Annotated in this window: 10 protein-coding genes and 1 other RNA gene; 6 read left to right on the forward strand and 5 right to left on the reverse strand. The window is 26.2% G+C overall.

The genetic code is table 11. The features are described from left to right. From malQ to rnpB, 3 genes are all read right to left on the reverse strand, one after another. Complete coding sequence (gene malQ / locus VC03_RS04835; RefSeq protein WP_084710366.1) at window positions 1-1479, reverse strand: 4-alpha-glucanotransferase; 1479 nt, start codon at window positions 1477-1479, stop codon at window positions 1-3. Window positions 1480-1494: 15 nt separating this feature from the next. Beyond that, entirely contained in the window at window positions 1495-2580 is a 1086-nt protein-coding gene (hemW, locus tag VC03_RS04840) for a radical SAM family heme chaperone HemW (protein ID WP_046328917.1), read from the reverse strand. Between the two features lie 6 nt (window positions 2581-2586). Further along, an RNA gene (gene rnpB / locus VC03_RS06635) (RNase P RNA component class A) lies at window positions 2587-2918 on the reverse strand. Between the two features lie 237 nt (window positions 2919-3155). Here rnpB and VC03_RS04845 point away from each other — a divergent pair. Genes VC03_RS04845 through VC03_RS04870 form a run of 6 tightly spaced genes read left to right on the forward strand, consistent with a single transcriptional unit; the run spans window position 3156 to window position 9325 of the window. Then, entirely contained in the window at window positions 3156-5237 is a 2082-nt protein-coding gene (locus VC03_RS04845) for a BglG family transcription antiterminator (protein ID WP_046328918.1), read from the forward strand. Next, window positions 5218-5646, forward strand: coding sequence for a PTS sugar transporter subunit IIA (locus tag VC03_RS04850; protein WP_052727708.1), 429 nt, complete (start codon window positions 5218-5220; stop codon window positions 5644-5646). Before VC03_RS04845 ends, VC03_RS04850 begins: the two co-directional genes overlap by 20 nt. Before the next feature lie 15 nt (window positions 5647-5661). Next, window positions 5662-5979, forward strand: coding sequence for a PTS fructose transporter subunit IIB (locus tag VC03_RS04855; protein ID WP_046328919.1), 318 nt, complete (start codon window positions 5662-5664; stop codon window positions 5977-5979). 11 nt (window positions 5980-5990) lie between these two features. After that, window positions 5991-7184 carry a PTS fructose transporter subunit IIC gene (locus tag VC03_RS04860; RefSeq protein WP_046328920.1) on the forward strand — a complete coding sequence of 398 codons (1194 nt, stop codon included), beginning with the start codon at window positions 5991-5993 and terminating at the stop codon, window positions 7182-7184. Beyond that, window positions 7171-8367 carry a MalY/PatB family protein gene (locus tag VC03_RS04865; protein ID WP_052727709.1) on the forward strand — a complete coding sequence of 399 codons (1197 nt, stop codon included), beginning with the start codon at window positions 7171-7173 and terminating at the stop codon, window positions 8365-8367. The genes VC03_RS04860 and VC03_RS04865 overlap by 14 nt, the downstream gene beginning before the upstream one ends. Beyond that, on the forward strand, window positions 8342-9325 hold the full coding sequence (locus VC03_RS04870; protein WP_046328922.1) for a M20/M25/M40 family metallo-hydrolase: 984 nt from the start codon (window positions 8342-8344) through the stop codon (window positions 9323-9325). The genes VC03_RS04865 and VC03_RS04870 overlap by 26 nt, the downstream gene beginning before the upstream one ends. Window positions 9326-9633: 308 nt before the next feature. On the opposite strand, the gene VC03_RS04875 is transcribed toward VC03_RS04870, so the two are convergent. Continuing rightward, window positions 9634-11640, reverse strand: coding sequence for a YadA family autotransporter adhesin (locus VC03_RS04875; RefSeq protein ID WP_046328923.1), 2007 nt, complete (start codon window positions 11638-11640; stop codon window positions 9634-9636). Between the two features lie 145 nt (window positions 11641-11785). Continuing rightward, the gene (locus VC03_RS04880; RefSeq protein WP_046328924.1) at window positions 11786-13420 is read right to left on the reverse strand and encodes a TonB-dependent receptor; all 1635 of its coding nucleotides are present in this window, start codon (window positions 13418-13420) and stop codon (window positions 11786-11788) included. Window positions 13421-13666: the final 246 nt, after the last annotated feature.

Genomic DNA, 13666 nt, shown 5'->3' on the forward strand with positions numbered 1-13666 from the left:
TTATCTTCCATATATTTCAGTTATATGCCCTATAGCACCAGCTAATTCATGTGTTAATACTCCTTCTCTTAACTTGAATTGCCAGTTACCTGAACCTACACCTGGAACATTCATTCTTGTATCGCTACCATAACATAAGTAGTCTTGTATAGGAATTATACTATACTTTGCTACACTTCTATGTGCAAGACGTATAAGTCTCCAACACATACCATCATCGCTTGCTGAGTCTGTATAATCTCTTACAAGTCCTCTTTCATATTCATTTAATGAATTGTACCAACCTTGTGTTGTATCATTGTCATGTGTACCTGTATATACTACACAATTAGTTGTTGTGTAATTGTGTGGTAAGTAAACATTATCTGGATCATCATCAAATGCAAATTGAAGTATCTTCATTCCAGGATATCCTGTTTCTTCTACCAATTTAATATCTTCTTCTTCAAGATTACCTAAATCTTCTGCAATAATTTTTAAGTTTGGATATTCTTCTTCTATTGATTTGAATAAGTCTATTCCAGGTCCTTCTACCCATTTACCATTTATTGCAGTTTCTTCACCATAAGGTATTTGCCAGTATGCTCTAAATCCTCTAAAGTGATCTATACGTATTATATCGCATAATTTCAAGTTAGCTTTTATTCTATCTTTCCACCACTTATACCCTGTTCTTTTTAGCTTCTTCCAGTCATATAGAGGGTTACCCCATAATTGACCTGTAGCACTAAAGTAATCAGGTGGAACTCCTGCTACACAAACTGGTTTTCTATCTTTGTCGAATAAGAATATTTCTGGATTTGACCATGCATCTGCTGAATCAAATGATACAAATATTGGTATGTCCCCTATAATTTCTATTCCCTTGCTATTTGCATATTTTTTAACATCATTCCATTGTTTGAAGAATAGGAATTGTATGAATTTTTGCACATCTACTTCTTTTTCTAATTTCTTAGCATATTTGTCCTTAGCTCTCTTATGTGCTAATCTTAATTCATTATCAGGCCATATATCCCATGATGCTCCATTGAAATAGTTCTTGACTGCTATAAACAACGCATAGTTATCTAGCCATTCTGCATTTTCTTGTTTAAACTTATCGAATTCTTTTTCTAAGATTTCTTTTTTATCATATGCTTTCATAAGTATTGGGTTTTTTACATTGTATAACTTACCATAATCTATTACTAAATCATTTGTTCTCATAGGTTGTATATCATCGTATGTAAGCAAACCATTTTCAACTAACTTTTCTAGGTCAATTAAATATGGATTACCTGCAAATGCTGAAAAACATTGATATGGTGAATCACCAAAACCTGTGGGTCCTAGAGGAAAAATTTGCCATAATTTTTGTTTTGCCTCATGTAGAAAATCAATAAATTCAAAACACTTTTTACCTAATGTACCTATACCATATTCACTTGGTAATGAAATAGGTTGCATTAAAATTCCTGCTTTTCTTTCTTGTTTCACTTTAATACCTTCTTTCTATATTAACTCAAGTATAACGCTATCTGCTAGCATTATTCCCTTTTTCGTCAAGTATATTCTATTATCTTTGTGTGTGATTAGCCCTCTTTCTATTAGACTATCAATTTTATGCTTATCTTCTTTAAAAAATTTTGCTCCCGTTTGAAGTTTTCTTAACCCTAGAATATATTCTAATTCTTTTTTATCTTTTTCATTAACTTTTTCTAGAGTTAGTTGGTTAATTGGAAGCTTACCTTCATCAATTTCTCTGTAATATGTTAAAAGTTTTCTTGCCTTCTCATATCTTTCGCCTTGTAAATAGCTTGATGCACTTATACCAACACCAATATATTCTTTATTTTCCCAATATTTCATATTATGTCTACCATACAACTTCTTTTTGCAAAAACTTGATATCTCATAATGTTCATAGCCTAATTCTTCTAAACTATTCATAACATACTCGTACATATTAGCTTCCATATCTTCATCTAGCTTTTCTAATTTATGCTCCCTTAAAAGTTTAGAAAATCTTGATTTTTCTTCCCATATTAAGGAGTATATGGATATATGATCTGGATTAAGTTTTTTTATCATAGATATATCATACTCTAAATCTGACATACTCTGTCCTGGAACGGCAAATATTAGGTCTATTGAGATATTTGTAAAGCCTGCTTTTCTTGCCTGAATAAATGTATCTATGTTATCCTTTGCTGTATGTTCTCGATTCATAAGCTGTAATATTTTATCATTAAAACTTTGCATACCTATGCTGAGTCGATTAATTCCTAGTGAATGTAACTGACATAGTTTGGTATAGTCCATATTTGTTGGATTAAGTTCTAAAGTAATTTCTGTTTTTTCTGTAAATTTAAGTGTATTTAATATTCTTCCTATTTGTTCTACACTAAGTACAGATGGTGTACCTCCACCAAAGTAAATACTATCATATACGATATCTTTATCATACATAGATATTTCCTTTATTAAATATTCTGTATATTTTTCATACTGATTTTGCATATTAGTTAGAATGTAAAAGTCACAGTATGAACATTTTTTATTACAAAAAGGAATATGTATATATATACTATCTACCATAAATTTCTCCTTGGCACTTTATAAGCCGAATTCTGTATTTGTTAATCATTTTTCTAGACTTATACTTGCGTATAGGTTCAAGCGAATACCCCAAAGACTCAGCGGGCAACCGATATATCTTTAATTTTTCTTGCTTCAGAAGGGGTTTACCTAGCTATCTTAGTCTCCTAAGACACTGGTGAGCTCTTACCTCACCGTTTCACCCTTACAATTTCTTGCGGTCTATTTTCTGTGGCACTTTCCTTAGAATTACTTCTAGCAGCCATTAACTGCCTTCCTGCCCTATGAAGTTCGGACTTTCCTCAAAGTTTTACCCTTGCGATTAACCAAAGTACCAAGGCTACTAAATTATACTATAATTTGCGTTGTTTTTCAAATTATAATTAATTCATCACTTCCTTACGAATAATTTATGTGAATTTCCACATTTTTTATTCGTACATATTTTGCCATAAAATATGTACAAGTAAGAAAGGTATGTATAATTCCTTTTATTTCATTAAATATTGAAAAAATTTAAATCTTGAATTATACCATTGTGCGATTATACTAATAATAATAAGGAGGACATATATATGCTAACTAAACGGAGTATTGATTTGATTTATGATATTTCCACAGAAAAATATACTCTCACTGAACTAGCTAATAAACATCATATATCTGATAGAATGTTAAGATATGATATAAATGAAATAAATGAAGTTTTTATTAAATATTTTAATGATAATATTATTGAAATAAAAAATTCAAATGTATATTTATTAATAGATCCTACAACATATAATAAATATATTTCTCAATTACCTATAGAAATTTATACTCTTACTTCAAATGAACGTGAATACTTAATTATTTTAGATATTTTATTATTTAACAATAAATTTAAGATTCAAGAAATATGTGATACATATTTAGTTAGTAAAAGTACTACAAGACAAATCATAAAAAATATTTCTTATATACTATCAAAATATAAATTAAAACTTTGCGTATCATCAAGCATAAATAAAGGTTATACACTTGTAGCAAATGAATTAGACATTAGAAAATTTTTGATTAATCATTTACAAGACAAACGGCAAATAACAGAAAATAATCCTTTTATGGAAAAATTAATTGAAAATAAAATAAATAAATTCTCTTGTGCAACTACAATAAAACAAGCTAAAAATGAAATTTTAAATTTTTTAAAAGAATATGACCTAAACATTAATGATGAAGCTTTTATGATTGTTTCTTATTACTTATTTCTTGCTAAAAATAGAAATTATCAAGGTTTTCATATTAAAAATGAAAGTATAGATAATAGAACATTTTTATACAACACAAAAGAATATAATTGTGTTAAGCAAAAAATAAATAAAGTATATTTTAATGAAAATGATATTTTAGTTATAACTGATTTTTTAATAGGTCTGTATAATTTTAATAAAAACTATTCTTTCTTCGCAAATTGGGTTTTAACTGAACAACTAGTATTTAATATTTTAAAAAAATTAAGTAATGAATTTAACATAGATTTTACTAAAGATAAAATTTTAATAAATGAATTATTGCATCATATTAAACCTGCAATTTATAGGATGAAAAATAATTTAAAATTAAGTGAAAGTATTGTGGATCAAGTTATTAAAGAATATGGTGAAACTTATTTCAAAGTAAATAAAGCTTTAGAATATTTGAAAGATATTCTTAATATAGAATTAGATGCTGATGAAATATCCTTTATCACAATTATGATACAAAGATCTATAAAAAGAAATTCGAAAATTAAAGTAAGTAATTATCCTAAAATACTAATAATTTGTGGATTTGGTTACTCAAGTTCAAAATTAATAGCAGAAAATTTAAATGAAAATTTTTATGTAAATATAGTGGATACTATTCCATATAATAAGCTACAAAATTATAAAAATATATCTAATATTGATTTAATAATAACAACAATAGATATTACTCTAAATACTCATGATATTTTAAAAGTAAACACTATTTTCAATGAAGAAGATATAAACAAATTATCTGATTATGGACTTGTAAAAAGAAATATAAAAATTCCTGAAAAAGAATTATTAGAGTTTATTGAAAATAACAGAAATCTCTCTAAAGAAAATTTAAAAATAAAAATAAGAGAAAACTTTAAAAATTATATTTTAGAAGAAATTGATGAGAATAATTACAAAAATTTTTATGAATTTTTAAATAAAAATAATACTAGATTCCAATTAGATATTAATAACTTAGATGAACTTTTAAATACAATCAATGAATTAATGTGTTCTAATGGATATACTACTCCAAAATATATTAATTCTCTAAAAATACAAATTAAAAAATATGGTTCATACATACAAATTGGTAAAAAAACAATTCTACCTCATGGAGAATTAAATGTTGATGTTTTAAAAACTGGGTTTGTTTTAATAACTTTAAAAAATCCAATAAATTTCTTTGGAGAAAAAATAAGTATAATTATTGCTCTAGCATCTAAAAATGTTGAAGAACATAGACTTGCAGTTTTAGATATAAATAAATATTTGAAAAATAATGATTTTGAAACAAAATTAGAAAAAATAAAAAATTACATTGAATTAATTAAATTTTTAAAGTCATTATTTGTAGAAGGTGATTCTAATGAAAATAGTAGATATTAATAATATCTTATATAAAGAAAAATTAAAAACGAAAGAAAAGATTATAAAAAAAATGCTAACTAAAGTTACTAATGATACATTAAAAGAAAAAAATCTTTTCAATGAAATTATCAAACGTGAAGAAATAGAAAATACTGTCATTGGCTTTAATTTCGCTATACCACATTCGAAAACTGATTTTGTTGACAAACCTTATGTTATTTATGCACAATTAGAAAATGAAATTGAATGGGCTAAAAATGAAGAACTTGTAAAATATGTCATGCTAGTTCTAGTACCTAAAAAAAATTCTGATGTTCACATTGATATTTTAAAAGATATCTCAACGAAACTTATTAATGAGGACTTTAGAAAAAAATTAGAAAATGTAAAAAATATTTCAGAAATATATGAAGTATTAAATGTTTAAGGAGATGAATATATTATGGCAAAATTTGTTGCAATCTGTGCATGCCCTATGGGATTAGCACATACATTTATGGCAGCTGATTCTTTAAAAAAAGCTGCTGAAGAATTAGGAGTAGAAATTAAAATAGAAACTCAAGGTGCTGATGGCATAAAAAATGAATTAACAAAAAAAGATATTAAAGAAGCTGATGCTGTTATACATGCAATTGCTATCACACCTCAAGGTATTGAAAGATTTGATGATGTTGATGTTTATGAAATATCATTGAAAGAAGCTATTAGAGAAGGAAAACAAGTTCTTCAAGAAATAATGGAAGAATTAAATTTAAAATAGGAGGATAGTTTATGGCTATAAGAAGAAGAGGACATGAAGTCTCAGGATTTCAAAGTTTTTACAAACATATTATGACAGGTATATCATATATGATACCTATTCTAATTATGGGTGGATTAATTGGAGCATTTTCACAAGTAATTCCATATGTAATTTTTAAATTAAGTCCATCAGTATCAATTTTAGATGCTATAAATTCTGGTAATTTTACAGGTATGAATCTACAATTATTAAAATTAGCTTCACTTATGGAAAGCTTTGGATTCACATTATTTTCATTTGCTATACCTATGTTTGCAGCATTTGTTGCAAATTCAATAGGTGGTAAGACTGCATTAGCTGCAGGATTTATAGGTGGATATATTGCAAATAAACCTATATCTGTTATAAAACTAGTTGATGGTGTTTTTGATAAAGTATCACCTGTTCCAAGTGGTTTCTTAGGAGCTATATTAATCGCTATATTTGTCGGATATACTGTTAAATGGCTAAATAAACATATTAAATTACCTGAAAATTGGTTAGCATTTAAAACTACATTTTTAATACCATTATTATCAGCTGTATTATGCATGATAGCTATGATTTTCGTAGTAACACCAGTAGGTGGATGGATAAATATACAAATTAGAAATATTCTAGAATTAGCTGGTAAACAAGGTGAATATGTTTATGCATTAATATTATCAGCAGCAACTGCTTTTGATTTAGGAGGACCTGTTAATAAAGCAGCAGGATTTGTTGCATTAGGATTTACAACTGAAAAAATATTACCTTTAACAGCAAGAAATATTGCTATAGTAATACCTTCTATTGGTCTTGGATTATCAACTATGATAGATAGATTATTAGTCGGTAGAAGAGTATATAATAAAGAATTCTATGATGCTGGTAAAACTTCTATGTTCTTAGCATTTATGGGTATAAGTGAAGGTGCTATACCTTTTGCATTAGAAAATCCTATGTTTGTTATCCCACTATATGTAATATCTGCAATAATAGGATCATTAACTGCAATTTTACTTGGTGCTGTACAATGGTTCCCTGAATCAGCAATATGGGCATGGCCATTAGTAGAAGGTTTACCACAATATATACTTGGTATTTTAGTAGGTTCAGTTATAATTGCTATTGTAAATGTATTCTATAGAAACTATCAAATTAAAAATGGAAAAATACAAGTAGATGACGATGATGAAATATAATTTTGATGAAATTGTTAATACAAATAATGATATAAGAAGAAAATGGAATAAAGATATAATTAAAAATATTTTTAATATAGAACCTACTGAAAATTTTATACCTTTGTGGATAGCTGACATGGATTTTAAAGTACCAGAAAATCTAAAAAGCGAAATAATAAAGTTTATTTCAGAGTCAAATATGGGTTATACTTTTCTTACTGATGACTTCTTTAATTGTATAATAAATTGGTATAATAAAAGGAAAAATATCGTATTAAAAAAAGAATGGATAAATATTACATATGGTACTGTTGGAGCATTACATATATTAAATCAAGTATTTCTGAATGAAAATGATTGTTCACTTATACTTACACCAGTATATGAACCATTTAAAAATGCAGCAACAGATAATAACAGAAATATTGTAACATCTAAATTAATTATAAAAGAAAATCGATATTATATAAATTTTTTAGATGTAGAAAATAAAATCAAAAAATTTCATCCAAAATTATTTATCCTATGTAATCCACATAATCCATCTGGAAGAATATGGAACTTAAATGAATTAAATAAAATTGCTAAATTATGCTATGAAAATGATGTTATACTTGTTTCTGATGAAGTCCATTCTGAAATGATTCATATTGGAAAATATTATAGTTCCTTAAATATTGATAATAGATATATTAATAATTTAATTGTTTTAAGTTCACCTAATAAAGCTTTTAATCTTGGTGGACTTAAAACATCATATTCTATCATACCCAATAAACTACTAAGAGAAAAATTTAAATGTGGAATGAAAAAAAATTCTGTAACATCTCCTAATATAATAGGTTTAATTTGTTTAGTTACAGCATATAATAAATGTGAAGATTGGTTAGATGAATTAACAAAATATATTTATGAAAATTATAAACTTTTTTCATCTAATTTAGAAAAAATAGGACTATCTTATCAAAAAATGGAATCATCATATCTAATATGGGTGAATTTAGAAAATACAAAAAAAGATGGAAAATGGTGGACAACTAAACTTAAAGAAAAAGGAATATTAGTTGAAACTGGTTATGATTTTATTGAGAATGGAGAAAATTTTATAAGAATAAATTTAGGTATCCCAAGAAAATATCTATTTAAAGTACTAGAAATAATGAAAGAAGAATGTTATGAACTTACTAGAAACTCTAAGTAATTTAGATGCTGTTGCTTCTAATGAAGATGAAATTAAAAACTTTTTAAAAACTGAATTGTCACAATATGCAGACGAAATTCTGTATGATAATCTAGGATCAATAATATTTAAAATTGGAAATAATGATAATTTTAAAATTATGCTTGATGCTCATATAGACGAAGTAGGTTTTATTGTAAAAAATATATTAGATAATGGAAAAATATTATTAAAAGAATTAGGGAATGTTAGTGATTATGCAAAATTTAATATTAGAGGTAGAATAACTACTACTTCTGGAAATAAAATATATGGTATAATTAATGGAGGTTCTGATGACTTACATTTCGATTTAGGAATAACTAATAAGAATGATATTGAAAAATTAGGGATAGAAGTAGGTAATATGGTTTGTTTTGCTACTGAATTTAAAGATTATAAAATAAATAATATTGTTGAAGGTAAAGCATTAGATAATCGTGTTGGATGTTACATTTTGGCACAAACTATAAAAAAATTAAAAAATAAAAATCTAAATTCAAGTATATATTTTGCATTTTCATCAAGTGAAGAAGTTGGATTAAGAGGTGGAAAAACTGCAGCTAGTTTAATAAATCCAAATATTGCTTTTGTAATTGATGTAGTTAGTGCAAAAAATGTATTTGATAATAGTGGTTTAAATACTCGAAAAAATGGAAATGGTTTTTTAATAGAAGTTTACGATAAAACTTTTATTCCATCTAAAAAAATGATTAATCTAGTTAAAAATATTGCTATAAAGAAAAATATTAAATACCAACTTGATACTATGAATGGCGGTGGAACTAATGCTGGAGAAATACATAAATTAGGAAAAGGTATTCCAAGTCTAGTAACTGCTATTTCTCTTAGATATTGCCACGGATCTCATAGTATGGTAAATATGAATGATGTAAATGATTTAATAAATGTATATGTTCAGTTATTACAAGAAATATAAAAAATGGAGTGTATAATAAAGTGTGTAAATTATAAAAATAATTTATGCACTTTATTTTTATTTAAAAACAATATATATCAATAGAAATAAATTGAAAGAAAATGAATTAATTTGTTATGTTAGTAAAAAAAAATAAATGTAGTAAAGCAATAAGCAAAGGCTATTGCCTAAAAGTGCTAAAGAGATGCAAGATGCTCTTTATGAGAAATATTAAAAATAGTGAGACCTATAATGCTTCTCATAGATTTTGAATACATTATATATTTAGTCTCACTAAAATAAAATTTACATAACTTGCTTGTCAAATTCTAATTTTTTTTAATTAATTTTCTTAATTCTTTCATTTCATTTTCTAATTCTTTAATTTTTTCGTTTTGTTCTTTACTTTCTTTCATATACTCTAGAATTTTCTTTTCCATTCTTTTTATAACGTCATCTTTTGTACTACTTACTACTGTCATACCAAAGCCTAGTCCTACTCCTACATTTCCTCTCATATTTGTTGATACTCCCAACTTATATGAAAATCTTTCTGTATTTCCACTGATTCCTACTGCTAATGCATGTTCTCCTCCATATGTTCCATATGCCCCTGTTATATTAACCAAACCTTCTCTTGGTTGTGTCATACTTGACATAGCTATTGCATTCGCTACTCCACCTAGGGCTAAGTTTGATTTTGCATTAATACCTTCTAATTTTTTATCTACTTCTGCTTTGTTATAGTAGTTTTCAGCTGAAAAAGAATTAGCCGCAACATAATCTTTTAATTGTTTTACATTTACTGCATCTGTATCAGCTGTTCCTTTTGCAACAAATTTTAATTGTCTTTGTGTAGTCTCATTACCAATTGATACTGCATTTTCTATTGCTTCAGAGCCATTACCTATTACTACTGCGTTATTTTTTTTATTAATTTTAACTTCATTCCCTAATACAATATTATTTTCACCATATATTTCATTATTATTACCATGTAATATATTATTATTTCCAACAGTAATATTTTCAACTCCAAATACTTGATTTTTATCTCCTTTAGTATAGTTTTTTTCACCTATAGAATTAGAACCATTACCAAAAGTTGCACTATTAGAACCTAATGTTACAGAATCAATACCTGCTGTTAAAGCATTAGTACCTATTGCATACGATCTAATCCCTATTGCATATGAAGAAGTTCCATATGCTAAATTATCTTCTCCTTTATATTCAATACTCTTTAAAAGTTCTTTCAATTCATTATTAAATTTTTCTTTCCATTCTGTAAAATATGCTACTCTTCCTTCATATTCATTTAACAAATCTTTTTCTTTTTCTACGTTTTTATTTAACTCATCATATGTTTTCCCTACATTGTAGTGTGACACTTTATTCCTAAAAGCAATTTTGTATAACTCTTCACTACAATTATCCATTTTATCAATTTCAAATTCTTTATGAGCTTCCAAAAAACTTTGTATTAAAGGCAATCTATATGTTTTTATTTTTGCCTTTATATCCTTAACATTTTCATTTATTATATTATTGTCTTGTGGTTTACCATAATATGGACTAATATCATATACATTACCTGCCATAGGCTCTTTTAATTTATAACTAATACAATCTGATAAATATTTTTTCAAATTTTTTTCATCATCTAATTTCAAATAATCCCAAACAACTTGATCATTAATAAATCCTTTTATTTTAGCCTTACTTAAATTAGAATTTCTATTATCATCAGCTTCATCTTTAAATGTAATATTTTCTATTGTTTCACCAACTAATCCTTTTTTATCTATTAAATAATCAGCTATTTTTCTTAAAGTAGCTCTGTAATCTCCAATTGGTGTACCAAACTTTTTATTAATTTCAATATTTTTTAATATTATTATATTAGCAAATTCTCTAAATTTTTCTCTATCATCTGTAACTTGTTTTAATTGTGTTTCTACTTTTTGTTTATCAATAAAAAAATCATTTATTATTTTCATTTGACTTTCTATAGAATTTATTCTTTTTAATTTATTTATATATTGTTCTTTTATATCCTTAACTCTATTATCTATATCTGCTTTTGTTTTTTGTATTTCATTTTCTATTTTACTCTTATCAATTAAATTTGAATTATAATATTCAAAATAATTATCTAAAGAATTAGAATTCGTTCCAATTGCAATACTATTTTTTGTTAAACTTATACCATCACTACCTTTAACATAAGAATTTTCACCTATTTCAAACTCATTTATTCTATTCTCAGATAAAGTAATACTACCAGTAATTACAAATAAAATTATTATTAATATTTGTCTTGTATTTTTATTCATTTCTACCTCTCCCTATCCCATTATATACCCCCCCCCCCGAAATTTTGTCAAGTTTTATTATCCAAATGTTAACTTTTTTTCATCAAAAAACCCTTAGCTACTATACTAAGGGTTTAAAACAATTATGTATCAAACGTATTGATAACTATTTCCATTCATATTTTAAGTTTAAACTTGTTTTAATTTGAGTATCTGTATACTTAAATTCTTTTCCAACTGTTTTAAATTTAACTGGAGTTTCAACACTTCCTGTTAATGTTAATGTGTCAGTTGGTTTGTATTCAGCTGATACTTTTGGTGTTAATGTTAATTCTGTACCTACTAATACTCCTTGTAGTGTATTTAATGTAAGGTGAGCTGTTGCTTCTGGTGTTACATTGAATTTTTCATTTACATCATATTTGTATTTTGCATTTACATCAAAATCAAATTTACCATGGTGTGCCATTCCTACTCCATTTAATAGTAGAGAAGCTCCTTGTAATTTAGATTTACCTGTTAATGTTAATTTTTCATTTAACATCTTGTATTCAGCTTCTAAGTTTACACCATATGTTACTATATCAGAACGTAATAAAGGTGTTTTTTCTAAGTTATAGTGTCCTAAGAATGGATTAACAGTTAATTTTAATCCTTCAACACCTGTATATATTGCTTTGAAGTCATATGTATCTGAGTAATTGTATGCTCCTATTGTATCTTTAAAGTCACCATCATCTAATTTTGCAACCTTATTTACATTTACTTTAAAGTCAAATGCTCCTTCTAATCTTAAGTCTTTTACACCTTCATAAGCTGCACCTAAGTGACCTGAAACGTAGTCTACTCTTTCTCCAGGTTTTACAACATTTTTAGCATAGTTATGTTTGATTTCAAGATTTGCTTTTACATCTCTTAATCCTTTAACGTATACATCTTTATCTTTTTCACTTTCAACAAAGATTTTGTGTGTTGATTTAACTATTGCACCATAATCAGCTGCTACATCATATGTTGCAGTATGGCTACCATTTAAGTATGCATATGTTTTGTTACTTAATGGGAAGTTAGTCTTAGAATTAAATCCAAATGTTAACATATCATGTTTGTAGCTTACTTGTCCTTCTAATTCTGCACTACCTTTATCTACATTTTTTGGAGTAACATTTTCAAGAGTTGCATCATTTCTAGCTTTATCTTTAGCTTTTTGTACAGCTTCAAAAGCAGCATTAACTTTATTTTTAGCGTCATCCATATTCGGTTTATTATTTATTAATTGTCCAAACATAGCTTTAAGTGATTCTGCAGATGCTGTTTTACTTCTCTTTAAATTGTTTGCTATTGGACCTGTTAGATTTTTTTCTGAAATTACTTTGTTTATTTCATCTCTTAATTTTTCTGTAGTTTCTTTTCTTGCTTCATCCACTCTTTTGTTTACATCAACGTGTTCTTCTAATACTCCCACAAACTTAGGACTAACACTTACCTTAACATACATATTAAGTCCTTCAGTTAATTCAGGTAATTCATATTTAGCCCATATGCTTGAGTGGTTTAATAGGTTTGGTTTTGTGATTTTACCTAATTCTAAGTCTTTTGCTACAAAGTCTCCACCAAAGCTAAATCCTGTTCCATTTACTTTAACTTCTGTTTTAACTCCTGTTTTCTTTGCTACAAATCTTGGCTTTTCACCTTTTACAAATGTAGCTTCATTTTCGTTGTATGCTTCAACTGATCCAGTTGTTGCTGCAAATGTAGTTACTGAAGCTATTAAGCTTGCTAATAGTAATGTCTTTTTCATAAATTTTCTCCTTTTTAATATAATATATTTATAGTAGTCAAGATATTTTACCTTAAATTAGAGGTAATAAGAATAAAGGTTTAATTAATTTGTTATTTATTTTTTAACCGCATTAATTTTAATATGTGTCAAGATTTTTATATAGTGATATTCTTTTATGTACAACTTTTTTAACCTTTTACGTATTTTTATATAATTAATAAAAAAATGTAGCAATATAGTATGACTAATATAAATTTAAAAATA

It is taken from the genome of Sneathia vaginalis, from assembly GCF_000973085.1.
GTDB classification, from domain to species: Bacteria; Fusobacteriota; Fusobacteriia; order Fusobacteriales; family Leptotrichiaceae; genus Sneathia; species Sneathia vaginalis.

What these genes read in the sequence shown, in the direction of transcription:
- hemW (WP_046328917.1), bottom strand. Translation starts at nt 2,580, where the DNA reads ATGGTAGATAGTATATATATACATATTCCTTTTTGTAATAAAAAATGT.
- VC03_RS04845 (WP_046328918.1), top strand. Translation starts at nt 3,156, where the DNA reads ATGCTAACTAAACGGAGTATTGATTTGATTTATGATATTTCCACAGAA.
- VC03_RS04850 (WP_052727708.1), top strand. Translation starts at nt 5,218, where the DNA reads ATGAAAATAGTAGATATTAATAATATCTTATATAAAGAAAAATTAAAA.
- VC03_RS04855 (WP_046328919.1), top strand. Translation starts at nt 5,662, where the DNA reads ATGGCAAAATTTGTTGCAATCTGTGCATGCCCTATGGGATTAGCACAT.
- VC03_RS04860 (WP_046328920.1), top strand. Translation starts at nt 5,991, where the DNA reads ATGGCTATAAGAAGAAGAGGACATGAAGTCTCAGGATTTCAAAGTTTT.
- VC03_RS04865 (WP_052727709.1), top strand. Translation starts at nt 7,171, where the DNA reads ATGATGAAATATAATTTTGATGAAATTGTTAATACAAATAATGATATA.
- VC03_RS04870 (WP_046328922.1), top strand. Translation starts at nt 8,342, where the DNA reads ATGAACTTACTAGAAACTCTAAGTAATTTAGATGCTGTTGCTTCTAAT.
- VC03_RS04875 (WP_046328923.1), bottom strand. Translation starts at nt 11,640, where the DNA reads ATGAATAAAAATACAAGACAAATATTAATAATAATTTTATTTGTAATT.
- VC03_RS04880 (WP_046328924.1), bottom strand. Translation starts at nt 13,420, where the DNA reads ATGAAAAAGACATTACTATTAGCAAGCTTAATAGCTTCAGTAACTACA.